Source organism: Janthinobacterium sp. P210006 (genome assembly GCF_036231885.1).
Taxonomy (GTDB): Bacteria; Pseudomonadota; Gammaproteobacteria; order Burkholderiales; family Burkholderiaceae_D; genus Janthinobacterium; species Janthinobacterium violaceinigrum.
The window spans coordinates 1-24,238 of record NZ_JAZARD010000001.1; the positions used below are offsets into that span (position 1 = coordinate 1).

22 protein-coding genes and 1 rRNA gene are annotated in these 24,238 nt (G+C 62.0%); 19 read left to right on the top strand and 4 right to left on the bottom strand.

The features are described from left to right. Positions 1–2: 2 nt before the first annotated feature. Positions 3–115, top strand: a 5S ribosomal RNA gene (gene rrf / locus VPH41_RS00005). Positions 116–330: 215 nt separating this feature from the next. On the opposite strand, the gene VPH41_RS00010 is transcribed toward rrf, so the two are convergent. Then, entirely contained in the window at positions 331–903 is a 573-nt protein-coding gene (locus VPH41_RS00010; protein ID WP_226941203.1) for an acyloxyacyl hydrolase, read from the bottom strand. A gap of 90 nt (positions 904–993) precedes the next feature. Between VPH41_RS00010 and VPH41_RS00015 the strand changes: the two genes are divergently transcribed. Beyond that, the gene (locus VPH41_RS00015; protein ID WP_442906231.1) at positions 994–1,896 is read left to right on the top strand and encodes an NAD(P)-dependent oxidoreductase; all 903 of its coding nucleotides are present in this window, start codon (positions 994–996) and stop codon (positions 1,894–1,896) included. Between the two features lies 1 nt (position 1,897). Here VPH41_RS00015 and VPH41_RS00020 read toward each other — a convergent pair whose 3' ends face one another. Further along, the gene (locus VPH41_RS00020; protein WP_152282206.1) at positions 1,898–3,091 is read right to left on the bottom strand and encodes a M20 aminoacylase family protein; all 1,194 of its coding nucleotides are present in this window, start codon (positions 3,089–3,091) and stop codon (positions 1,898–1,900) included. 206 nt (positions 3,092–3,297) lie between these two features. Between VPH41_RS00020 and VPH41_RS00025 the strand changes: the two genes are divergently transcribed. From VPH41_RS00025 to VPH41_RS00040, 4 genes are all read left to right on the top strand, one after another. Then, the gene (locus VPH41_RS00025; protein WP_328568565.1) at positions 3,298–5,373 is read left to right on the top strand and encodes a molybdopterin-containing oxidoreductase family protein; all 2,076 of its coding nucleotides are present in this window, start codon (positions 3,298–3,300) and stop codon (positions 5,371–5,373) included. Between the two features lie 52 nt (positions 5,374–5,425). Further along, positions 5,426–6,433: an aminopeptidase gene (locus VPH41_RS00030; protein WP_328569596.1), complete on the top strand. Its 1,008-nt coding sequence runs from the start codon at positions 5,426–5,428 to the stop codon at positions 6,431–6,433. Positions 6,434–6,709: 276 nt separating this feature from the next. Then, the gene (locus VPH41_RS00035; protein WP_287777070.1) at positions 6,710–8,392 is read left to right on the top strand and encodes a long-chain fatty acid--CoA ligase; all 1,683 of its coding nucleotides are present in this window, start codon (positions 6,710–6,712) and stop codon (positions 8,390–8,392) included. 60 nt (positions 8,393–8,452) lie between these two features. Beyond that, the gene (locus tag VPH41_RS00040; RefSeq protein WP_152282203.1) at positions 8,453–10,135 is read left to right on the top strand and encodes a long-chain-fatty-acid--CoA ligase; all 1,683 of its coding nucleotides are present in this window, start codon (positions 8,453–8,455) and stop codon (positions 10,133–10,135) included. Between the two features lie 3 nt (positions 10,136–10,138). Here the strand turns inward: VPH41_RS00040 and VPH41_RS00045 are convergent, their stop codons facing one another. Then, complete coding sequence (locus VPH41_RS00045; RefSeq protein ID WP_328568566.1) at positions 10,139–11,728, bottom strand: alkaline phosphatase D family protein; 1,590 nt, start codon at positions 11,726–11,728, stop codon at positions 10,139–10,141. 24 nt (positions 11,729–11,752) lie between these two features. Then, positions 11,753–12,118, bottom strand: coding sequence for an acyl-CoA thioesterase (locus VPH41_RS00050; RefSeq protein WP_226938791.1), 366 nt, complete (start codon positions 12,116–12,118; stop codon positions 11,753–11,755). 136 nt (positions 12,119–12,254) lie between these two features. Between VPH41_RS00050 and VPH41_RS00055 the strand changes: the two genes are divergently transcribed. The 13 genes from VPH41_RS00055 (at position 12,255) to VPH41_RS00115 (ending at position 24,229) form a co-directional block, all read left to right on the top strand. Further along, positions 12,255–14,108 carry an ABCB family ABC transporter ATP-binding protein/permease gene (locus tag VPH41_RS00055; protein WP_328568567.1) on the top strand — a complete coding sequence of 618 codons (1,854 nt, stop codon included), beginning with the start codon at positions 12,255–12,257 and terminating at the stop codon, positions 14,106–14,108. A 195-nt stretch (positions 14,109–14,303) separates the two neighbouring features. Further along, entirely contained in the window at positions 14,304–15,260 is a 957-nt protein-coding gene (locus VPH41_RS00060) for an amino acid ABC transporter substrate-binding protein (RefSeq protein ID WP_152254767.1), read from the top strand. Positions 15,261–15,358: 98 nt separating this feature from the next. Continuing rightward, a complete protein-coding gene (locus VPH41_RS00065; protein WP_152254768.1) occupies positions 15,359–16,108 on the top strand; it encodes an amino acid ABC transporter permease in 750 nt (249 codons plus the stop codon). A gap of 1 nt (position 16,109) precedes the next feature. Then, positions 16,110–16,802, top strand: a complete 693-nt coding sequence (locus tag VPH41_RS00070) for an amino acid ABC transporter permease (protein ID WP_152254769.1) — start codon at positions 16,110–16,112, stop codon at positions 16,800–16,802. Positions 16,803–16,820: 18 nt separating this feature from the next. Next, positions 16,821–17,546: an amino acid ABC transporter ATP-binding protein gene (locus tag VPH41_RS00075; RefSeq protein WP_152254770.1), complete on the top strand. Its 726-nt coding sequence runs from the start codon at positions 16,821–16,823 to the stop codon at positions 17,544–17,546. A 37-nt stretch (positions 17,547–17,583) separates the two neighbouring features. After that, positions 17,584–19,032: an amidohydrolase family protein gene (locus VPH41_RS00080; RefSeq protein ID WP_328568568.1), complete on the top strand. Its 1,449-nt coding sequence runs from the start codon at positions 17,584–17,586 to the stop codon at positions 19,030–19,032. A gap of 163 nt (positions 19,033–19,195) precedes the next feature. Then, positions 19,196–19,594, top strand: a complete 399-nt coding sequence (locus tag VPH41_RS00085) for a type II toxin-antitoxin system RelE/ParE family toxin (RefSeq protein WP_328568569.1) — start codon at positions 19,196–19,198, stop codon at positions 19,592–19,594. Continuing rightward, positions 19,572–19,907 carry a helix-turn-helix domain-containing protein gene (locus tag VPH41_RS00090; protein ID WP_328568570.1) on the top strand — a complete coding sequence of 112 codons (336 nt, stop codon included), beginning with the start codon at positions 19,572–19,574 and terminating at the stop codon, positions 19,905–19,907. Before VPH41_RS00085 ends, VPH41_RS00090 begins: the two co-directional genes overlap by 23 nt. An 89-nt stretch (positions 19,908–19,996) precedes the next feature. Next, entirely contained in the window at positions 19,997–21,061 is a 1,065-nt protein-coding gene (gene pyrC, locus VPH41_RS00095; protein WP_152254772.1) for a dihydroorotase, read from the top strand. A 7-nt stretch (positions 21,062–21,068) separates the two neighbouring features. Continuing rightward, on the top strand, positions 21,069–21,887 hold the full coding sequence (locus tag VPH41_RS00100; protein WP_152282197.1) for a DUF3025 domain-containing protein: 819 nt from the start codon (positions 21,069–21,071) through the stop codon (positions 21,885–21,887). Position 21,888: 1 nt separating this feature from the next. Further along, entirely contained in the window at positions 21,889–22,878 is a 990-nt protein-coding gene (locus VPH41_RS00105) for a Gfo/Idh/MocA family protein (protein ID WP_328568571.1), read from the top strand. Positions 22,879–22,889: 11 nt separating this feature from the next. After that, the gene (locus tag VPH41_RS00110; protein WP_328568572.1) at positions 22,890–24,104 is read left to right on the top strand and encodes an MFS transporter; all 1,215 of its coding nucleotides are present in this window, start codon (positions 22,890–22,892) and stop codon (positions 24,102–24,104) included. After that, positions 24,104–24,229, top strand: a complete 126-nt coding sequence (locus VPH41_RS00115) for a hypothetical protein (RefSeq protein ID WP_257571913.1) — start codon at positions 24,104–24,106, stop codon at positions 24,227–24,229. Before VPH41_RS00110 ends, VPH41_RS00115 begins: the two co-directional genes overlap by 1 nt. Positions 24,230–24,238: the final 9 nt, after the last annotated feature.

The following is a 24,238-nucleotide window of genomic DNA, read 5'->3' on the forward strand; positions in this document are numbered from 1 at the left end:
TGCCTGATGACCATAGCAAGTTGGTCCCACCCCTTCCCATCCCGAACAGGACCGTGAAACAACTTTGCGCCGATGATAGTGCTGCAACCAGTGTGAAAGTAGGTTATCGTCAGGCTTGTTATTCGCAGTAGAGAAAAACCCCGTCAGCAATGGCGGGGTTTTTTTTCGTCTGGCGCTTTGTTGGTGAGGTTGACGTTAATGCCGGATGACGCGCTTGCACGCCAATCCGGCCTGCACCCGGTCCGATCCATGCCGGCATCTGCACGCGGCCCATGCAACAGGCGAAAAAAAAGCAGCGCTACGCGCTGCTTTTGTCATTTATCAACCCCATTAGAAGTGATAAGCGACTTTGACGTTCATGTAATTGACGCCGCTATTCGGTTTCTTGTAGCCACCGTTCGAGAAATGCTGGATCTTCGCAGCGACTTCCCATTTGTTATTGAAGACATAGCCGACGCCGATATGGTCGCCGAACTGGAAGTGGGTCGACAGGCGGTTATCGTCGTTATCGTACAGCTTGGACAGCATGTGCACGCCAATGCCGCCTTCCGCATAAAAGCCCAGTTTGTTTGTGTTTTCAAAGCGGAACACGGGAGTAAAGCCCAGATCCCACAGTTTTTGATGCTGGCCAGGGACATTGCGGTAGCTCTTGCCATCCCAACCGCCGATGCTGGCATCCCAGTAACCGCTCAGCTGCGTGCCATTCGATACAAACCAGGCTTTGTCCCAGTTCGACGTCACGCCGGCGCGCAGCATTTGCACTTTGACGCCCTTGGCATATTCGCCGTAGACGGAGTCGATCAGTTTGTCGTCGGCGGCAAAGCCGGCGTTGGCCGCCATCAGCGCGGCAACGGCGGCGATGGATTTGAGGAGATTCTTCTTGAAGAACATAGAGGCTTTCATCGTAAAATTGGCCGATAGGCTATTGTCTTGTTTGCACAGGCACCTTGCTTTGCATGCCGCTCTCGCCACTTGTTGATCTCAGGGGTTCAATTGACATTCTCTACAAAAATCGCATTTCTTGGTATCGGTCTGATGGGGGATCCGATGGTCCGGTGCCTGCTACGCGCTGGATATTCTGTCACAGTTTGGAATCGCACGCACAGCAAGGCCCAAGTTCTGCGTGCGGCCGGCGCGCGGCCGGCGGTTTCCGTGGCGGAGGCGGTCAGCGGTGCGGACGTGGTCATCTCGATGCTGGAAGCCGGTCCCATCGTGGCGCAGGTACTGCACGAGGCGCTGCCGGCCCTGCCTGCCGCCGCGGTGTGGATCGATATGAGTTCCACCAAGCAATCAGAAGCCCAGCAATTCCACGCCACCTTGGAAGCTGCCGGCCATGCCTTCATCGATGCGCCCGTCTCGGGCGGCGTCGGCGGGGCGCAGGCGGGCACCCTGGCCATCATGGCCGGCGCCAGCAGCGCCGATTACGCGCGTGTGGAAACCATCCTGGCCGCCATGGGCCGTCCGACCCTGGTGGGACCGGCCGGCAGTGGGCAAGTTGCCAAGCTGTGCAATCAGCTGATCGTGGGCGCAACATTGACTATCGTGGCCGAAGCGCTGTTGCTGGCGCAGGCGGCCGGCGCCGATGCGGCTGCCGTCAGGGCGGCCATCCGTGGCGGTTTTGCCGAGAGCAAGATCTTGGATGTGCATGGCCAGCGTATGCTGGAACGAAATTTTGTTGCTGGTGGGCAGGTGAAAAGCCAGATCAAGGACATGCACAACATCCTCGCGGCGGCCGATGCAGCGCACGTCACCTTGCCGGTGACGCAACTGGTGACGCAGCGCTATGAAAGCATTGCCGAAACGTATCCGACGGCAGACCATGCGGCGGCCTTGCTGGCCCTGGAAGAACTGAATCCGGGCCAGCGCCTGGGCGATGGTCCGGATCAGCTGAGCTGATTTACGCGACGGGCAGGCTCGCTTCGGCCAGCTTGACCCAGAAACTGGCGCCGATGGGCAGCAGATTGTCGTTGAAGTCGTAGCTGCCATTGTGCAAGACGCATGGACCCAGTCCGTGGCCGCCATCGCGGTGCTCGCCATCGCCATTGCCGATGAAGATGTAGCAGCCGGCTTTTTCTTGCAGGAAGAAGGCAAAGTCTTCCGCGCCCATGGTCGGTTCCACATTCGCGTTGACCTTGTCGGCGCCCACCACGCTTTTCATCACGTCGACGGCAAACGCCGTTTCTTTCGCGTGGTTGACCAGCGGCGGGTAGTTGCGCTTGAAGTGGAAATCGACTTCCGCGCCAAAGGCGGCGGCCGTGTGCACGGCGATCTCGCGCATGCGCTCCTCGATCAAGTCCAGCACGGGCGTGGTGAAGGTGCGCACGGTGCCGACCAGGCTGGCGTCGTCGGGGATCACATTGGTGGCGCTGCCCGCATGGATTTGCGTGATCGACAGCACGGCCGTGTCGAGCGGGCTCTTGTTGCGCGTGATGACGGTTTGCCAGCTTTGCGCGATTTGCACGGCCACCATCACGGGGTCGATGCCCTTGTGGGGCTGGGCCGCATGCGCGCCCTTGCCTTTGACGGTGACGTGGAATTCATTGCTGGAGGCCATCATCGGTCCTTCCACCACGCTCAGCGTACCCGTTTCGGCACCGGGCCAGTTGTGCATGCCGTAGATGGCATCCATGGGAAAGCGTGTAAACAAGCCATCTTCGATCATTTCACGGGCGCCGGCGCCACCTTCTTCCGCCGGCTGGAAGACCAGGTACACGGTGCCGTCGAAGTTGCGGTGCTGCGCCAGGTAATGGGCCGCGCCCAGCAGCATGGCTGTGTGGCCGTCGTGGCCGCAGGCGTGCATCTTGCCCGGGTGGCGCGACGCGTGTTCGAAGGTATTCATTTCCTGCATGGGCAAGGCATCCATGTCGGCGCGCAGGCCGATGGCGCGCTTGGACGTGCCATGCTGGATGATGCCGACCACGCCAGTGCGGCCCAGGCCGCGTACCACGGGAATGCCCCATTCCGTCAGTTTGGCAGCAACGACGTCCGAGGTGCGCTGTTCTTCATAGCACAGCTCGGGATGCGCGTGCAGGTCGCGGCGGATACCTTGCAGCTCGGATTGAAACGCCAAGATGGGATCAACTAGTTTCATCGGACTCTCCTGTGGATGCTGGCACGCAGCAATGTATGGCGCGCCGGACCGCGCTTGTTTGATCAAAAACAGGCGCGGCTAATAATGCATTGTAGCCCTTGTTTGCCGGGGAAATCCAGCGCACGGACGTGCTTGCCATGGCGCCAACAGCAAGCGGGCGGAATGGTTTACAGTATCGCCTTCCCCCAACGTTTTTGGATTGCCCCATGACCACCACCCACGTGCGCGCCGCCTGCCCGCTCGACTGCCCTGATACCTGCGCCTTGCTGGTTACCGTGACCGATGGCGTGGCAACCGCCGTCAAGGGCGATCCTGACCATCCCACCACGGCTGGCGTGCTGTGCACCAAGGTGTCGCGCTTCACGGAACGCACCTACCATGCGGACCGGCTGCTGCATCCGCTGCGCCGCGTGGGCAAGAAGGGAGAGGGCAAGTTCGAGCGCATCAGCTGGGAGGAGGCATTGCAGACCATCGCCGCCCGCCTGAAACCGATCGCCGCGCGCGATCCGCAGGCAATCTTGCCGTACAGCTACTGCGGCACCATGGGACTGGTGCAGGGCGAGTCGATGTCGTCGCGCTTTTTCAACCAGCTCGGTGCTTCCTTGCTGGACCGCACCATCTGCGCCTCGGCCGGCGCCACGGGCTACCGCTACACGGTGGGTGCCAGCATCGGCACGGACCTGGAACAGTTCCAGAACGCCAAATTGATCATCATCTGGGGCGGCAACCCGATCGCCTCGAATTTGCACTTCTGGATGCGTGCGCAAGAGGCCAAGCGCAATGGCGCCACGCTGATCGCCATCGATCCGTACCGCTCGCTGACGGCGGAAAAATGCCATCAGCACGTCGCCTTGCTGCCGGGCACTGATGCAGCGCTGGCACTGGGCTTGATGCATGTCCTGATTGCCGAAGACTGGCTCGATCATGACTACATCGAACGCTACACCGTGGGCTATGATGGCTTGAAACAGCGTGCGCTGGAATGGCCGCCCGAACGCGTGGCCGAAGTCTGCGGCATCACGGCCACGGAAGTGGTGGAACTGGCGCGCCTGTACGGCCAGGCATGCCGCTCTGGCGAGGGGGCCGCCATCCGTACCAACTACGGCGTGCAGCGCGTGCATGGGGGCGGCATGGCGGTGCGTAACATCGCCTGCCTGCCCGCCCTGACAGGCGCCTGGCGCCACCCTGCCGGCGGCATGCAGCTGTCGAGCTCGGGGTCCTTCCCCATCAACCGCAAGGCCTTGCAGCGGCCCGATTTGTTGAAAGGCACGCCACGCACCATCAACATGAGCACCATCGGCGACGATCTGCTGAAAGCCAGCTCGCCCGACTTTGGCCCGCAAGTGGAAGCCGTGATCGTCTACAACTCGAATCCGCTGGCGGTGGCGCCCGATTCCTCGAAAGTGGCGCAAGGCTTTGCCCGCGAAGACTTGTTTACGGTCGTGCTCGAACATTTCCAGACCGATACCGTCGACTACGCCGACATCGTGCTGCCCGCCACCACGCAGCTGGAACACGTCGATACGCATGCCACCTATGGCCACCTGTACATGATGGCGAACAATGCGGCCGTGGCGCCGCTGGGCGAAGCAAAGGCGAATACGGAAATCTTCCGCCTGTTGGCGCAGCACATGGGCTTTGATGACCCGTGCTTCCAGGAAAGCGACGATGCGCTGGCGGCCAAGGCATTCGATGCGACGGATGCGCGCGCCGTGCATTTCGACTGGGAATCGCTGAAACGCACGGGCTGGCAAAAGCTGGCCATGCCCGAGGCGCCATTTGCCGAGGGTGGTTTCCCTACGCCATCGGGCAAGTGCGAGTTTTATTCGGAAGCCATGGCGCAGGCGGGCCTCGATCCCCTGCCCACGTATATCGCACCGCATGAATCGCTGGCCAGCAATCCCGCGCTGGCGGCCCGCTATCCGCTGGCCATGATTTCGCCGCCCGCGCGCAATTTCCTCAACTCCACCTTTGTCAACGTGAAAAGCCTGCGCGCGGCCGAAGGCGAGCCGCACCTCGATATCCACCCCGACGATGGCGCCGCGCGCGGCATCGCGGCCGGCGACATGGTGCGCATCTTCAATGACCGCGGCAGCTTTGTTGCCAAGGCCCGGGTCACGGACAAGGCGAGACGGGGCCTGGTCGTGGGCTTGTCCGTGTGGTGGAAGAAACTGGCCAGCGACGGCAAGAACGCCAATGAAGTGACCAGCCAGCGCCTGACGGACATGGGCCGCGCGCCCACCTTCTACGATACGCTGGTCGAAGTGGAAAAGGCCGGCTGAGGTGAACGCGCTGGCGCGCTGGCCGGCCCGGCTGCTTGTCGGCAGCTTGTGCATGCTGCTGGGCGGCTGCACGCAGCTGCGCTACTACACGCAGGCGGCGCAGGGGCAATATGCCTTGTGGTCCGGCGCGCGCCCCATCGGCGACTGGCTCGATGATCCGGCCACCGAACCGCGCCTGAAAGTACGCCTGGCCAAGGCGCAGCAGATCCGCCGCTTTGCCGTCAGCGAGCTGGACTTGCCCGACAACGGCAGCTACAAGAACTATGCGGCCCTGCGTCGACCGTTCGTGCTGTGGAACGTGGTGGCCACGCCGGAATTGTCGCTGCAGCCGCTGCAATGGTGTTTTCCCATTGCCGGCTGCGTCAGCTATCGCGGCTATTACAGCAAGGACGAGGCGCTCGCGTATGCCGAGGAGTTGCGCGCCCAGCATTACGACGTGCAGGTAGGCGGCGTGCCCGCGTATTCCACCCTGGGCTGGTTCGACGATCCCCTGCTGTCGACCTTTATCAATTATAACGATGCGGAACTGGCGCGCCTGATTTTCCATGAACTGGCGCACCAGGTGGTGTACGTGCCCGGCGATTCGGCCTTCAACGAGTCGTTTGCCGGCGCGGTGGAAGAGGCGGGCGTGCAGCGCTGGCTGGCGCGCGAGGGCAATGACGCCATGCGCGCGTCGTATGCCCAGTACGCGGCGCGGCGCCAGGATTTTTTGGCCTTGCTGCTGCAATACCGGGGGCAGCTGGAGGCCGTGTATGCCAGCGACGCCAGCGATGCGGACAAGCGCGGGCGCAAGGCGCAGGTGTTTGCGGCATTGCAAGATGCGTATCAGGTACTGAAGCAGCGCTGGGGTGGTTTTGCCGGTTACGACCGTTGGTTCGAACAGCCATTGAGCAATGCGCACCTGGCTTCCGTGTCTACCTACAATGAATTTTTGCCTGCCTTCAAAAAATTGCTGGAAGAAAAAAAGAACTTTCGTGCTTTTTATGCTGCAGTGCACACAATGGCCCAGATGAATAAGCCTGAGCGCAGGCGTGCGCTGGAACAATTGTCCAGCCCCTGACCCGTAAAGATTGTCTCGCACGCCAAGGCAAACGATCCGGTAACAGTGTATTTATCATGCTGCATTGCAGCATAAAAAGCCCTTAGAGTTGCCGCTCGAATACTGTTGAAAGCGCTTGCATGGAAGCGCGGCGCCCGATAGCATCGCATTAGTAGCATAGAGCAAATGCTCGTCAGAATGCTCAAACTGACTGCCGGACGACAGAATCCGCAGCAATGATCCGCGCCGACAGGGTGCGTCGGCTCCCCCACGATTATTCGAGACAAGAGGCACAGGATGGAAAAAATTTGGCTGAAGTCGTATCCTCCCGGCGTTCCCGCCGACATCGATCCTGATCAATATCGTTCGCTGGTGCATGTGCTGGAAGAAGCGTTTCAGAAATATGCAGACCGCAATGCCTATGTCTGCATGGACAAATTTCTTACCTATGCCGAACTCGACACTTATTCGCGCCAGCTGGGTGCCTGGCTGCAAAGCCGCGGCTTGAAAAAAGGGGCCAGAGTTGCCCTGATGATGCCGAACGTGCTGCAGTATCCGGTAGCCCTGGCCGCCGTGCTGCGCGCCGGCTACACGGTGGTGAACGTCAACCCGCTGTACACGCCGCGCGAACTCGAGCACCAGCTCAACGATTCGGGCAGCGAAGCCATCATCGTGCTGGAAAACTTTGCCCATACCCTGGAGCAAGTGCTGAGCAAGACGGCCGTCAAGCACATCGTCGTCGCCAGCATGGGCGAAATGCTGGGCGGCTTGAAGGGCATGATCGTCAATTTTGTCGTGCGCAACGTCAAGAAGATGGTGCCCGCGTATTCCTTGCCGAACGCCATGCGTTTCAAGCAGGCGCTGGCGCTGGGCAGCCGCATGAAACTCACGCCGGTCGAGCTGAGCATCAACGACGCCGCTTTCCTGCAATACACGGGTGGCACCACGGGCGTGTCGAAGGGCGCGACCCTGAGCCACCGCAATGTAATCGCCAATGTGCTGCAAAGCGAAGCGTGGTCGGGCGCGGCGCTCGACCAGAACAGCAAGGAGCAGCTGATCATCGTCTGCGCCTTGCCGCTGTACCATATCTTTGCGCTGACGGCGTGCGCGATGTGGGGCACGCGCGTGGGCGCACTGAACATCCTGATCCCGAATCCGCGCGATATCCCGGGCCTGATCAAGGAACTGGGCAAGTACAAATTCAACTTGTTACCGGCGGTTAATACACTGTATAACGCGCTGGTCAATCATCCCGACTTCGCCAAGCTCGATTTCTCGGGCTTGAAGATCGCCAATGGCGGCGGCATGGCCGTGCAGCAAGCCGTCAATGACAAGTGGCTGCAGGTGACGGGCGTGTCCATCATCGAAGGTTATGGCCTGTCGGAAACGTCGCCCGTCGCCACCTGCAACCGCGCCGACAGCACGGCGTTCTCGGGCACCATCGGCTTGCCCGTGCCGTCGACCGATATCGCCATCCTCGACGATGACGGCAAGGAAGTGCCGCTGGGCCAGACGGGCGAGATCGGCATCCGCGGCCCGCAAGTGATGAGCGGCTACTGGAACCGTCCCGATGAAACGGCCAAGGTCATGACACCCGACGGTTACTTCAAATCGGGCGACGTGGGCATCATGGATGAGCGCGGCTACGTGAAGATCGTGGACCGCAAGAAAGACATGATTCTCGTCTCCGGCTTCAACGTCTATCCGAACGAAGTCGAAGCCGTCATCGCGGCCCACCCGGGCGTGCTCGAGTGCGCCTGCGTAGGCGTGCCCGACGAGCATTCGGGCGAGGCCGTGAAAGTGTTTGTGGTGCGCAAGGACCCGAACCTGACCCAGGCCGTGCTGGCCGCGTATTGCAAGGAGCAATTCACGGGTTACAAGCGGCCGAAATACATCGAGTTCCGCGATGAACTGCCGAAGACCAATGTCGGCAAGATTTTGCGTCGCGCCCTGCGTGACGAAACAAAGATAGCAGCATAAACAGTGCCGGGGGCGCCCAAGGCTGCGCCCCCTTCAATACAGATAAAGATGAGGCAATTGATGGACAAGATTTGGTTGAAGTCGTACCCGGACAGCGTTCCCGCAGAGATCGACTGCACGCAGTACCGTTCCGTGACGCATTTGCTGGAAGAGTCGTTCCAGAAATATGCGGACCGTAACGCTTTCGTGTGCATGGATAAATTCCTCACTTACCGCGAGCTCGACAAGCTGTCGCTGCAGATGGGGGCCTGGCTGCAAAGCAAGGGCCTGAAAACGGGTGCGCGCGTGGCGATCATGCTGCCGAACGTGCTGCAGTATCCGGTGGCGATGGCGGCGATCCTGCGCGCCGGCTACACGGTGGTCAACGTCAACCCGCTGTACACGCCGCGCGAATTGCAACACCAGCTGATCGATTCGGGCAGCGAGGCGATCATCGTGCTGGAAAACTTCGCCACCACGGTGGAGCAGGTGCTGCCGCACACGCAGGTCAAGCATGTGATCGTGGCCACCATGGGCGACTTGCTGGGCGGCGTGAAGGGCACCATCGTCAACTTCGTCGTGCGCAAGATCAAGAAAATGGTGCCTGCGTTTTCCCTGCCGAGCGCCATCGGTTTCAACAAGATGCTGGCCGAGGGTTCCCGTTTGACACTCACTCCGGTGCAGCAAGGCCATGACGATATTGTCTTCCTGCAATACACGGGCGGCACGACGGGCGTGTCGAAGGGCGCGATGCTGTTGCACCGTAACGTGATCGCCAACGTGCTGCAAAACGAGGCGTGGATTTCACCCGTGATGACCAAGGAAATGCGCGCCACCTCGATGGGCTTCATGTGCGCCTTGCCCCTGTATCACATCTATTCGCTGACGGTCAGCGCCCTGATGGGCATGCGCGTAGGCGGCTTGAACGTGTTGATCCCCAACCCGCGCGACATCCCCGGCTTCGTCAAGGAATTGTCCAAGCACAAGATCGTTGTCTTCCCGGCCGTCAATACCCTGTACAACGCGCTGCTGAACAATGCCGACTTCGCCAAGCTCGATTTCTCCAGCTACAAAGTGTGCAATGGTGGCGGCATGGCCCTGCAGCGCAACGTGGCCGAACGCTGGCTGAAACTGACGGGCTGTCCGCTGATCGAAGGCTATGGCATGTCGGAAACATCGCCTGTCGTGACGGGCAACCGCGTCGACATCACGGAATTCACGGGTACCATCGGCTTGCCTTTCCCTTCGACGGAAGTGGCGATCCTCAACGACGATGGCGTGGAAGTGCCGCTGGGCGAGCCGGGCGAGATCGCCGTGCGCGGCCCGCAAGTGATGGCCGGCTACTGGCAGCGTCCGGACGAGACGGCCAAGTCGATGACGGCCGACGGCTACTTCAAGACGGGCGACGTGGGCGTCATGGACGAGCGCGGCTATGTGAAGATCGTGGACCGCAAGAAAGACATGATCATCGTGTCCGGTTTCAATGTGTATCCGAACGAGGTGGAAGACGTGGTCGCGTCGTGCCCGGGCGTGCTGGAATGCGCCTGCATCGGAGTGCCGGATGCCAACTCGGGCGAAGCCGTGAAAGTGTTCGTCGTGCGCAAGGATCCGAACCTGACGGTGGAACAGATCCGCGAGCATTGCAAGCATGAGTTGACGGCGTACAAGAAGCCGAAATACATCGAGTTCCGCGATGAATTGCCGAAAACCAATGTCGGCAAGATCTTGCGCCGCCAATTGCGCGACGAAAAGAAAGCGGCTTGAATACTATCTCTGCACGCCAGCCTTGCCGTCCTGCACGGTGAAGCTGGCCAGTGTCGCGATGGGGGACGCGCTGTCGCGCACATTGTCCAGGCCCTGGAAGAGGGCCGTGGTTTTCCCTGGCGTGATATCCAGCAGCATGTAGCCGCGCTTGTCGCTGCGTCCGTAACGGATGTGCGGATTCATCGCCACGTACTGCTCCGTGCGCGCCTGCGGGCGTGAACTCGAGGTGATTGAGGTGCCGCAAAACTCGGTGGCCAGCACGGGATTATCCTTGCTGGCGGGGCGCATGGCGTTGCGGCTCAGTTCCGTGGCATAAAAGGTGTGCACGTCGCCCGACAGCACCAGCGGGTTGCGCGCGCCGCTGCTGCGCAGGGCATCGAGCAGGTGCTGGCGCGCCATCGGATAGCCATCCCAGCCATCGGTCCAGATGCGTTCGTCACCGGGCCGCGCGATGGGCACCTGGCTCGATTGCGCCATCAGGGTTTGCTGGGCCAAAATATTCCAGTGCGCGGGAGAAGTATCGAGTCCCGCTTGCAGCCAGCGCTGCTGTTCTTCGCCCAGCATCGTGCGTTGCTGCTTGAGCAAGTCGGGGCAGCTGCGCGTGGTGACGGAATTGGAGCCGCCACGGCCCGGCTTGGCGCATGCGTGATAGGCACGGTATTGCCGGTCGTCCAGCACGTGGAAGCGCGCCAGGCGGCCCCAGTCATAGCGCTGGTAGATGCGCATGTCGACAAAGCCCCGCCGGCCCAGCGGCAGCAGGCGCAGCGGCATGTGTTCATAGAATGCCTGGTAAGCGGCTGCACGGCGCTGCAAAAAGGTAGGCGTGAGCAACTCGTCGCGGTCATTGCCATAATCGTTGGCCACCTCATGGTCATCCCAGGTGACGATCCACGGCGCGGCCAGGTGCGCGCCCTGCAAATTCTTGTCGCTCTTGTATTGCGCGTAGCGGGCGCGGTATTCGTCCAGGGTAAAACTTTCATGCGTGCGCACGGCCCGGCCTGGGTGCTGCAGCTGGTACGGCCCCCATTCATAGATGTAGTCGCCGAGGAAGGCCACCAGGTCGGGCGCGGCCGCGGCGATATGCCGGTGCGCCGCGTAGGCGCCGAATTCCCAGTGCTGGCACGAGGCCACGGCCAGCTTCAGCGAGGCGGGCAGGGTATCGGCGGCGGGCGCCGTGCGCGTGCGGCCCACGGGGCTGACGGCGTCGCCCAGCATGAAACGGTACCAGTACCAGCGTCCGGGCGCCAGGCCTGCCACGTCCACATGCACGCTGTGCGCGAGGGCGGGCGTGGCCGTGGCTTGCCCTTTGGCGACGATGCGCCGGAACGCTTCGTCGTCCGCCACTTCCCAGCGCACGCTCAAGGCGATGGCGGGCGTGGCGGCGGCGTGCAGCGGATCATGGCAGATGCGCGTCCACAGCACGACGGCATCGGGCAGGGGCGAACCGGAAGCGACGCCCAGCGCGAACGGGTAGCCCGCGCCATTGAGGCGCGTGGCGGCGCGCGCGCCGGAACCGGACAGCACGCTGCCGGCCGCGGCCAGGGACGCTATGCGGGCAGCGCTTTGCAGGAAGACGCGGCGCTGGCTATCCATGCCGTCTGAAAATACAACGCGGGATTATTGTGACAGCAGGGTTTCGATGGGCGGCACCTTGCGCGGCTTGCGGTCGGAGTCGGTCGCTACGTAGATCAGGGTGGCTTCCGTGACTTTCACGATGCACGCCTGCAGGCGGTTGCGCTCGGCATACACTTCGACATTGACGGTGATCGAGGTATTGCCGACCTTGACGATTTCAGCGTAGAAGGACAGCAGATCGCCGACGAAAACGGGGTTTTTGAAGACGAAGGAGTTGACGGCAATGGTCGCGACGCGGCCGTTGGCGCGCCGCGTGGCCGGCAGGGAACCGGCGATGTCGACTTGCGCCATGATCCAGCCGCCGAACACGTCGCCGTACACATTGGCGTCGGATGGCGCTGGCATCATGCGCAATTCCGGCATTTTTCCGGCGGGCAGGCCGGAGGCGAGGCAGTTATCAGGGCGGTCGGGGGAGGTGCTCATCTTTTATTCTCATGAAAGGCTACAATTGCCCCGATTGAACCATAAAAAGCCGACCTTCGCCATGCGCCGTTCCCAGACCCCCCCTCCGCCCCGCTCGCCAGCCTCCGCCAGCCACAGCGATTTCGCCACCATCAAGACCTTGCTGCCATATCTGTGGGTCTACAAATGGCGGGTGCTGCTGGCGCTGCTATGCCTGGTGGGCGCCAAGCTGGCCAACGTGGGCGTGCCCCTGATCCTGAAAAAACTCGTCGATGCCATGACCATCACGGCAGCCCATCCGCAAGCGCTGCTGGTGCTGCCCGTGGGCTTGCTGGTGGCATATGGCTTGCTGCGCCTGTCGACCACCTTGTTTACGGAATTGCGCGAATTCCTGTTCGCCCGCGTCACGCAGCGGGCCGTGCGCACCATCGCCCTGCAAGTGTTCCGCCACCTGCATGCCTTGTCCCTGCGTTTCCACTTGAACCGGCAAACGGGCGGCATGACGCGCGATATCGAACGGGGCACGCGCAGCGTGGGCTCGCTCATTTCCTACACCCTGTTCAACATCTTGCCGACCCTGGTGGAAATCACCCTCGTGCTCGGCTATCTGGTCTTGCATTACGACATCTGGTTCACCGTCATCACGGCAGTGGCGCTCGTGTCGTACATCGCGTTTACCGTGCTGGTGACGAACTGGCGCACGCATTTCCGCCGCACCATGAACGACCTCGATTCGAAGGCAAATACCAAGGCCATCGATTCGCTGATCAACTATGAAACCGTGAAATATTTCGGCAACGAGGATTACGAGGCCAAGCGCTACGACGAGGGCTTGCAGCGCTACGAGTCGGCGGCCGTGAAATCGCAGACATCCTTGTCCCTGCTCAATACGGGCCAGTCCTTGATCATCGCCACGGCCGTCACCTTGATCCTGTGGCGCGCCACGGTGGGCGTGATCGCCGGCACGATGACCCTGGGCGACCTGGTGCTGGTGAACGCCTTCATGATCCAGCTGTACATACCCCTCAATTTTTTAGGGGTCATTTACCGCGAAATCAAGCAAAGTCTGGCCGACATGGAGCGTTTGTTTTCCTTGCTGAACGAGAACCGCGAAATCGCCGATACGCCGGAAGCAAAACCGCTCGTCACGCGGGGCGCGGCCGTACGTTTTGCGCACGTGGATTTCAGCTATGAAGCCAAGCGGCAAATCCTGTTCGACGTGGATTTCCAGATCCCGGCCGGCACCACGACGGCCGTGGTCGGGCATAGCGGCTCGGGCAAGTCGACCCTGTCGCGTTTGCTGTTCCGTTTCTATGAAGTCGATGGCGGCGGCATCACCATCGATGGCCAGGACTTGCGCGCCATCACGCAGGATTCCCTGCGCGCGGCCATCGGCATCGTGCCGCAGGATACGGTACTGTTCAACGACACCATCGAGTACAACATCGCCTACGGCAAGCCGGGCGCCAGCAAGGACGCCATCGTGGCGGCGGCGAAAGCGGCATCGATCCATGATTTTATTGAAAGCTTGCCAGATGGCTACAATTCCATGGTGGGCGAGCGCGGCTTGAAGCTGTCGGGTGGCGAAAAGCAGCGCGTGGCCATCGCCCGCACCTTGCTGAAGGACCCGGCCATCCTGATCTTCGACGAGGCCACGTCGGCGCTCGACTCGAAGGCCGAGCAGGCGATCCAGTCGCAATTGAAGGAGATCGCCAAAAACCGCACCACCCTGGTCATTGCCCACCGGCTGTCGACGGTGGCCGACGCGCAGCAAATCCTGGTGCTCGACCATGGGCGTATCGTCGAGCGGGGCACGCATCCGCAATTGCTGGCAGCGGACGGCCTGTACGCGCAGATGTGGCAACGCCAGCAGGCAAATCTGGACGATGAGGGGGAAGAGGACGAAGCGCTGGCGGGCCTGGCGCCAGCAAAATAAATCGGGAATGGGAAATCAGTAGGAAAAATGCTACAGCCGCGCCCCTTCAGGCGCGCGTATAGCGCCTATTTGATGGCAATCGCAGAAAACGGCTAGTCCAGCGCTGAAAATGAAATAAAATTAATTCCATTGGTGGCGTCTGCACCACAGTTGTTTCGTTCGGAGTACATCCGGTTTGTCCGCCCAGGAGAATTTATGAAATTGACCAAAATCTTCGCCACGCTGCTCAGCGTTGGCGTCATCAGCAGCATGTCGCCAGTCCAGGCCCAGGAATTGACCGGCACCTTGGCCAAGATCAAGAAAGCCGGTTCCGTCACCCTCGGTGTGCGCGACGGCTCCGTTCCCTTCTCCTATCTCGATGACAAGCAGCAATATCAGGGTTATTCGATCGACCTGTGCATGAAAGTCGTCACGGCCCTGCAAAAGCACCTGGGCATGAGCGAACTGAAAGTGGTGATGAGCCCTGTCACCTCGGCCAACCGCATCCCGCTGATGGCCAACGGCACCATCGACCTCGAATGCGGCTCGACGACGAACAATCTGGAACGCCAGCAGCAGGTGGCATTCGCGCCCACCATGTTTGTCATCGGCAACCGCGTGCTGTCGAAGAAAACCTCGAACATCAAGACCCTGGAAGACTTGCGCGGCAAGACCCTGGTCGCCACGGCAGGCACGTCGACCATCAAGCAGATGACGATTCTGAACAAGGAAAAGAACCTGGGCATGACGATTGCCGTCGGCAAGGATCACCCTGAATCGTTCCTGATGCTGGAAACGGGCCGCGCGGTGGCCGAAGCCAACGACGATATCCTGCTGGCCTCGCAAGTGGCCAATTCGAAAAACCCGAACGACTACGAAATCACCAAGGAAGCGCTGTCCGTCGAGCCCTACGGCATCATGCTGCGCAAGGGCGACCCTGCCTTCAAGAAAGTGGTCGACGAAGCCCTGATCCGCCTGTACAAGAGCGAAGACATCAACCGCATCTACGCGAAATGGTTTACTTCGCCGATCCCGCCGAAAAACATCAACCTGAAATTCCCCATGCCGCCGCAGCTGAAGGCCGTGTTCATGAATCCGACCGACTCGGGCGACCCGGCTGCGTATGCGGCCGTTCCCGAAGCGCAGAAGACATCGGACAAACGGAAAAAGTAAAGACTGCGTAAAAAACCGGGGGGCGCAAGCCTCCCGTTTCATTTGCGGGGTGGACGGCCATCGTGCCGCGCCTTGTGAGCTGCATGGGAAGGATGATCATGAATTACAACTGGAATTGGCGCATTTTCTGGGAGATGTCTCCCGATGGCGTGGGCACGTATATGGACACCCTGTGGTCCGGCCTCGTCTGGACCCTGGCCACGGCCGGCACGGCCTGGATCATGGCCCTGATCCTGGGTCTGGTGATCGGCACCGTCCGCACCTTGCCGAATAAATGGCTGGTCGGCGTGGCCAATGCGTATGTTGAACTGTTCCGCAATGTGCCGCTGCTGGTGCAGATGTTCCTCTGGTATTTCGTCATGCCGGAACTGCTGCCGCCGGACCTGGGCGCCTGGGTCAAGTCGCTGCCGAACGCGCCGTTCGTCACGGCCGTGCTGTGCCTGGGATTCTTTACCTCTTCGCGCGTGGCCGTGCAAGTGACGACGGGCATCGAGGCGCTGCCGCGCGGGCAGAAACTGGCCGGCACGGCGCTGGGCCTGACCCTGCCGCAAACCTACCGCTTCATCTTGCTGCCGATGGCCGCGCGCGTCATCATGCCGCCGCTGACCAGCGAATTTTTGAACATCATCAAGAACAGTTCCGTGGCGCTGACCATCGGCCTGATCGAACTGACGGCCAGCGCGCGCGCCATCCAGGAGTTTTCCTTCCAGGTGTTCGAAGCATTTTCCGCCGCCACCATCATCTATGTCGTCGTCAACCTGCTGGTCGTGGTGCTGATGCACCTGATCGAGAAAAAGGTCGCCATCCCGGGCTTCATCGTCGCCGGCGCCAAGACGGGAGGACACTGACATGTTCGGTAATTTCGACTTCGACGTCATCTCCCGCTCGTGGGTCTATCTGTTCCAGACCGGCATGGTGTTTACCCTGAAACTGACGGCGCTGGCCATGGTGGGCGGCATCGTGCTGGGCACCCTGCTGGCGCTGATGCGCCTGTCCGGCAACCGCATCGTCTCGGGCGTGGCGTCGAGCTACGTCAACCTGATACGCTCGATCCCGCTGGTGCTGGTGATCTTCTGGTTCTACTTCCTCGTGCCGTACATCGCCGCCTGGGTCATCGGCGCGAACGAACCCGTGAAAGTGGGGGCGTTTTCTTCCGCGCTGATCACCTTCATCATGTTCGAGGCGGCCTACTATTGCGAGATCATGCGCAGCGGCATACAGTCGATTCCCCGTGGCCAGGTGTGGGCGGGCCAGGCGCTGGGCATGAATTACCGGCAGACGATGGGCAGCATCGTGCTGCCGCAGGCGTTCCGCAACATGATCCCCGTGCTGCTGACGCAAACCATCGTGCTGTTCCAGGACGTGTCGCTCGTGTACGTGCTGTCGATCCCCGATTTCGTCGGCGCCGCCTCGAAGATCGCGCAGCGCGACGGCCGCCTGGTGGAGATGTACGTGTTTGTCGCCGTCGTGTATTTCGTGCTGTGCTATGCCTTGTCGTTCCTGGTAAAGCGCCTGCAGAAACGCGTCGCCATCATTCGCTAACCGAAAAGAAAGAACAAGATGATTGAACTCAATAACGTCAGCAAATGGTATGGCCAGTTCCAGGTCCTCACCGATTGCACCACCAAGGTTTCCAAGGGCGATGTGATGGTCATTTGCGGCCCGTCCGGCTCCGGCAAGTCGACCCTGATCAAGACCGTCAACGGCCTGGAACCGATCCAGCAGGGACAGATCATCGTCGACGGCATCACCGTCAACGACCCGAAGACGAATCTGTCGAAACTGCGCGCGCGCATCGGCATGGTGTTCCAGAATTTCGAGCTGTTCCCGCACCTGTCCATCCGCGAAAACCTGACCATCGGCCAGATCAAGGTGCTGGGCCGCAGCGCCGATGAAGCCAATGCCAAGGGCTTGAAATACCTGGACCGCGTGGGCCTGCTGTCGCAGCAGGATAAATTCCCCGGCCAGCTGTCGGGCGGCCAGCAGCAGCGCGTGGCGATCGCCCGCGCGCTGTCGATGGACCCGATCGCCATGCTGTTCGACGAGCCGACATCGGCGCTCGATCCGGAAATGATCAACGAAGTGCTCGACGTGATGGTGGGCCTGGCGCAGGAAGGCATGACGATGATGGTCGTCACCCATGAAATGGGCTTTGCCAAGCGCGTGGCCAACCGCATCGTCTTCATGGACCAGGGCAAGATCATCGAGGATTGCAGCAAGGATGACTTCTTCAACACGACACGCTCGGACCGGGCGCGCGATTTCCTCGCCAAGATCATCCATTAATTTTCCATCACTTTGAAGTAGAGTACCAATGCCTGTCATGAAAAAAATAGCCGGCGTGATGCTGGCGCTGGGCTTGCTCGCCCAAGCCCACGCGGCGGACAAGATCGCCGTCGACATCGTCCTGCGCGACGCCACCCTGATCGATGTTGCCGGCGGCCGTGCCGTCAAGGGACAATCCGTGCTGCTCAAGGGCGACAGCATCGTCGCCGTCGTCGACGACGCGCAGCTGCGCAACTACGCGCCGAAGCAGACCATCCGCCTGCCCGGCAAATACCTGATGCCGGGCCTGTGGGACACGCACGTGCACTTTGGCGGCGGCCCCGAGCTGATCGACGAGAACAAGCAGCTGCTGCCCCTGTATCTGGCGCATGGCATCACCACGGTGCGCGACTGTTCGGGCGACTTGCCCGACACGGTGCTGGCATGGCGCCAGCAGATCAACGCGGGGCAGCTGGAAGGCCCGACAATCTTTACGTCCGGCGCGAAGCTGGAAGGCATCAAGCCGCTGTGGAAAGGCACCATCGAAGTGGGCACGCCGCAGGAAGTCACGCGCGCGCTCGACGGCCTGCAGGCGCAGCGAGTGGACTTCGTGAAGATCACGGAAAACACCCTGAAGCCGGAGCTGTACCTGGAAGCGCTGCACCAGGCGCGCGAACGGGGCATGCGCACCTCGGGCCATATTCCCGTGCAGCTGACCCTGGAGCAGATGGCCGATGCGGGCCTGGGCACCATCGAACACCAGTCCTACCTGCTGCGCGCCACCACGCCGCGCGAACAGGAGCTGACGGCCAGGGTGGCTGCCGGTACCCTGACCGGCCGCGAAGCCATGCGCGAGAGCCTGCAAAGCTACGACGAGCCGACGGCGCGCAAGGCCTTCAGCTACCTCGCCGCACGCGGCACGGCCATCGTGCCGACCCTGTGGGGTTCGCGTGTGACGGCTTACCTGGACCGCGAAGACCACACGCACGATCCGGCCCTGCAATACATCGGCAAGGGTTTGCGCGCCACCTACGACTGGCGCGTGCAGCGCGCCGCCAAGGATGGCCCGGAAGCCATCGCCCAGCGCCATGCGCAGTTTGAAAAGTCGGCGCAGCTGCTGCCGATCCTGCAGCAGCAGGGCGTGAGCATCATCGCCGGCACCGATGCGGGATTCCTGAATTCCTTCGACTATCCGGGCCAGGCCCTGCACGATGAAATCGGCCTGTACGTGCAGTATGGCCTGACGCCGCAGCAAGCCTTGCAGTCGGCCGTCATCAACGGCCCCCGCTTCCTGGGCAAGCTGGACCGCTACGGCAGCGTGGCGGCGGGCAAGGCGGCCGATCTGCTGGTGCTCGATGCGAACCCGCTGCAGGACATCGGCGCCACGCGCCAGATCCGCCTGGTGGTCAGCCGCGGCCACGTGTATGACCGCGCCGCGCTGGACCGGATGCTGGCCGATATCCGCGCCTGGGTGGCGAAGCAGGAGGCGCCTCAGGCCAAATCCTGATTCGCGTACGCTCCTGATATTGAAAACGGCCGGTGCATACCGGCCGTTTTGCCGTCTGCCAGCCCCCGTGCTTGGCGTGCCGCAAACGACCTCCAGTCAATCCGCCGTACGCTGATTCCTTGCCAGCCAATTCTTCCGATTTATACTAATAAAGGTATAATCCATGAAGACCGTCCAGAAACCGGCAAAGCCCCATAAGCCGCTGGTGTGGGTCGCTTCCGCCAAGAAAGAGTTAATGGGCTTACCTGTGGACATACGTTCGTTCTTTGGCCATGCGCTGGATCTGGCGCAGCGCGGTGACCGTCATGACAACGCCAAGGTATTGCACGGCTTCGGTTGCGCGGGCGTGCTGGAAATCGTCGAGGACGATGCGGGTGGCACTTACCGTGCCGTCTACACGGTGAAGTTCGAGGAGGCGGTGTTCGTGCTGCACTGCTTTCAAAAGAAGAGCAAGAGCGGTATCGCGACGCCGAAGCGGGAGATGGATCTGGTGCGCGCCCGCCTTCACAGTGCACAACAATGGATAGAGGAGTTACGCCATGAAAAAACGCATCGCCGATGAGGTAGAGTTTGAACTGTCCAGCGGTAACGTCTTTGCCGACCTGGGCCTGCCTGGCGCCGACAAGCTGCAAATCAAGTCCGGCCTGGTTGGCGAAATCCGTAATGCCATGCGCAAGCTGGAGCTGACGCAGGACGAAGCGGCGCGGCGCATGGGAATCGCGCAGCCGAAAGTGTCGGGCATGCTGCGTGGCGATTTTTCCGGCCTGTCCGAGCGCAAACTGATGGATTGCCTGAACCGCCTCGGTTACGACATCGAGATCCGCGTCAGGCCGAGCGCCGACGCCATCGGACACCTGAAACTGGCTGTCGCCTGAGCATTCCCCACAGGCTTGCCCAGCCGGTGCTGTAGTCCCGCGGCTGGTAAAATGGCGCTATTCGCAATGACCGCCTGAGAGCAGCCGCCATGTCCACACTCGATCACACCCAGACCGCCGTTCCATCCTCCATCACCATCACCCGCCCAGACGACTGGCATTTGCACCTGCGCGATGGCGCCGTCATGGCCAGCGTGCTGCCGCACAGCGCGCGCCAGTTCGGCCGCGCCATTGTCATGCCGAACCTGAAACCGCCCGTTACCACCACGGCCGATGCTGCCGCCTACCGCGAGCGCATCCTGGCCGCCGTGCCGGAAGGCGTGAATTTCGATCCGCTGATGGTGCTGTACCTGACGAACAATACCTCGCCCGACGAAATCCGCCGCGCGCAGGACAGCGGCATCGTGCAGGCCGTCAAACTGTATCCGGCCGGCGCCACGACGAATTCCGACCTGGGCGTGACGGATTTGAAGAACTGCTACAAGGTCCTCGAAGTGATGCAGGAAGTGGGCATGCCCTTCCTCGTGCACGGCGAAGTGACGGATCCGGAAATCGATATTTTCGACCGTGAAGCCGTCTTCATCGAGCGCGTGATGCGTCCGCTGCGCAGCGCCTTCCCGGCCCTGTCCGTGGTGTTCGAGCACATCACCACCAAGGACGCGGCGCAGTACGTGGCCGAAGCGGAAGGCCCGATCGCCGCCACCATCACGGCGCATCATCTGCTGTACAACCGCAACGAGATTTTCAAGGGCGGCATCCGCCCCCATTACTACTGCCTGCCCATCCTCAAGCGCGAAGAGCACCGCCTGGCGCTGATGACGGCGGCCGCCAGCGGCGACGAGCGCTTCTTCCTCGGCACCGACTCGGCGCCGCACGCGCAAGGCGCCAAGGAAATGGCCTGCGGCTGCGCCGGTTGCTACACGGCCCTGCATGCGATGGAAATGTATGCGGAAGCGTTCGAACGGGCTGGCGCGCTCGACAAGCTGGAAGCGTTCGCCAGCTTCCATGGCCCGGCCTTCTACGGCGTGCCGCGCAACACGGACACCATCACCCTGAAGCGCGAAAGCTGGACCTTGCCGGCTTCGCTGCCGCTGGGCGACAGCCATGTGATTCCGCTCAACGCGGGCGAGCAGATCAACTGGAAAATGGTGTAATCACTCCATGCTGCCATCGATAGACTGGACCCGCCCCTGGTTTGCCACGGTGCTGCCGGCGCGACGGCAGTTGGACCTGCAGCGCGACACGGTGATCGCCGCGCTCAACGGGCAGGCGCGGGCGCTGGACTTGCGCAATCCATCCGGCCTGCCGCTGGCCTTCGTGCCGCAGGCGGACCTACCTGAAGGCGTGGCCTATGAAGAGTTCATCGGCGCGACGGGCGGCGTGCCCACGCGCGACAATCTGCACGATTTTTTCAACGCGCTCGTGTGGCTTACCTTCCCCCGCATCAAGCGGCAGCTGAACGCGCTGCAGGCGGCGCAGATCGCCCTGTCCGGCGTGGGCAAGTCGCGCGGTCCCGCGCGCGACGGCGCGACGATCTTTGACGAAAACTCCGCCCTGCTGGTGCTGCGCGACTGCGACGCGGGGCGTGCGCTGGAAGCGGCTTTGCGCGGGCATGACTGGCGCAGCGCATTCATTGCGCAGCGCGATAAATTTGGCGCGGGCGGCGACGCCGACGTCTGGCTGTTCGGCCACGCGCTGATGGAAAAACTGGTGGCGCCGCGCAAGGCCATCACGGCGCACACGCGCGTGATCTTCGCCGGCGACGCCTACTTTGCGCTCGACGGTGCGGCGCGGCGCGCCTGGCTCGACGAACGGGTGGCGCAGGACCTGGCGCAGCAGGGCCTCACGACGGCGGACTTCACGCCGTTGCCGGTGCTCGGTTTGCCCGGCTGGTGCGCAGACCAGGACGACGATTTTTACAACGATGCGGCGGTGTTTCGCCCGAAGCGCAAGGCAGCTGGCGCAGAAAGAGAGCAATAGCATGGAAAATACCGTCCGCTGGGGCATCCTCGGCACCGGCAAGATCGCCCGCGCGATGGCCAATGGCTTGCGCGATGCGCCCGGCGCGCAGCTGGTGGCGGTCGCTTCGCGCAGTGCTGCCGGCGCGCAGGCCTTCGGCGCCGAATTCGGCATCGAGCGTTGCCATGGCTCGTACCAGGCGCTGGCCGATGACCCCGAAGTGGACGTGATCTACATCGCTACGCCGCACACCCTGCATGCGGAAAATGCCCTGCTGTGCCTGGCCGCCGGCAAGCATGTCGTTTGCGAAAAACCGTTCACCATGAACGCGCGCGAAGCGCAGGCCGTGGTCGACCTGGCGCGCGATAAAAAACTGTTTCTGATGGAAGCCATGTGGAGCCGTTTCCTGCCGGCCGTGCAGGAAGCCAGGCGCATCATCGCCAGCGGTGAAATCGGCGTGCTGCAGCAGGTGCAGGCCGATATCGGCTTTGTCGCCAATTTCCCGCCCGAGCACCGCATGTTCAATCCGGAACTCGGCGGCGGTGCGCTGCTCGACGTGGGCATCTATCCGCTGTCGATGGCGGCCTTCTTCCTCGGCCCCGTATCGCAGGTGCTGGCGCTGGCCGAGATGGGTGCCACCGGCGTCGATGAACAGGTCGTGTTTTCGCTGCTGCACACGGGCGGCGGCACCTCGTCCTGCGCCTGCAGCCTGCGCGCGCAAACGCCGACGGAAATGACCATTTCCGGCAGCCTGGGGCGGATTCGCCTGCCCAACCGTTTTTACAAACCCGACCACCTGATCGTCGAAACGCTGGATGGCGGGCGCCGCGTGGTCGCCGCGCCCCACCTGGGCAACGGCTATGCGCACGAGGCGATCGAGGCGATGCGTTGCATCCGTGCCGGCTTGCTGGAAAGCCCCGTCATGCCGCATGCCGACAGCGTGGCGCTGATGCACAACCTTGACACCATGCGTGGCCAGATCGGCCTCGTTTATCCAGCCGATCAGGCGTGAACAGGAATCCCATGACATTGCACCCATCGCGTCCCAGCCTGAAAACCGTCCTGATCGCCAGCGGCGTCGTGCTGACCCTGGCGATGGGCGTGCGCCATGGGCTGGGTTTCTGGATGCAGCCGATCTCGCAAGCCAATGGCTGGACGCGCGAAACGTATTCGCTGGCGCTGGCCATGCAAAACCTGATGTGGGGCGTTTTCGGCCCGTTCGCCGGCATGGCGGCCGACCGCTTCGGCACCATGCGCGTCGTCATCGTCGGCGCCGTCAGCTACATGGCGGGCCTTGTGTGGATGGCGCTCGTGACGCAGCCGACCCTGTTCATTGTCGGCTCCGGCATCTTCATCGGGCTGGCGCTGGCCTGCACGGCCTTTGGCGCCATCAGCGGCATCATCGGCCGCAGCGCACCGCCCGAGCAGCGCTCGTGGGCCTTCGGCATCTCGTCGGCGGCCGGCTCGTTCGGCCAGTTCCTCATGATGCCGGTCGAGCAGCAGCTCATTTCCGCCGTGGGCTGGCAAAACGCCTTTTATGTGCTGGCCGCGCTGGTGCTGCTGGCCATGATCCCGATGGCCTTCTATTTGCGCGAGCCGCCCGTGTCGCACGCCAGCGGTCCGCAGCAAAGCGTGGGCGCGGCCTTCGGCGAAGCCATCGCCAGCCGTTCGTTCTGGCTGCTGCTGGCAGGGTATTTTGTCTGCGGCTTCCAGCTGGTCTTCATCGGCGTGCACTTGCCCGCCTACCTGAAGGACCAGGGCCTGATGAATCCGAACATCGCCGTCACGGCGCTGGCGCTGATCGGCCTGTTCAACATCGTCGGCTCCTATTACGCGGGCAAGCTCGGTGGAAAAATCGCCAAGCGCTATCTGCTGTCGGCCATCTACGTGACGCGCGCTGTGGTCATCACCGTGTTCCTGCTGGCGCCATTGTCGGCGTGGTCCGTGTACCTGTTCGCTGCCGGCATGGGCGTGCTGTGGCTGTCGACCGTGCCGCTGACGAACGGCATCATCGCCGGCATCTTCGGCGTGAAGCATTTGTCGATGCTGGCCGGGATGGTGTTCTTCTCGCACCAGGTAGGCAGTTTTCTGGGCGCGTGGCTAGGCGGCTATCTGTACGAGCACCAGGGCAGCTACCACGTCGTGTGGATGATCACCATCGGCCTGGGCCTGCTTGCCGCGCTGATCAACCTGCCCATCGACGAGCGCGCCGTCAAGCGCGTGGCGGTGGCCGCGTAATGGGCAACTGGCGCACGTGGCTATGGCGCCTGGCCGGCGCCGCGCTGCTGGCCATCGTCTTCCTGGCCTATCTGCGGCCCGACTTCATGCTCGACCTGGCGAACCGCTTCTGGATGTGCATGTAGCAGGCAGCC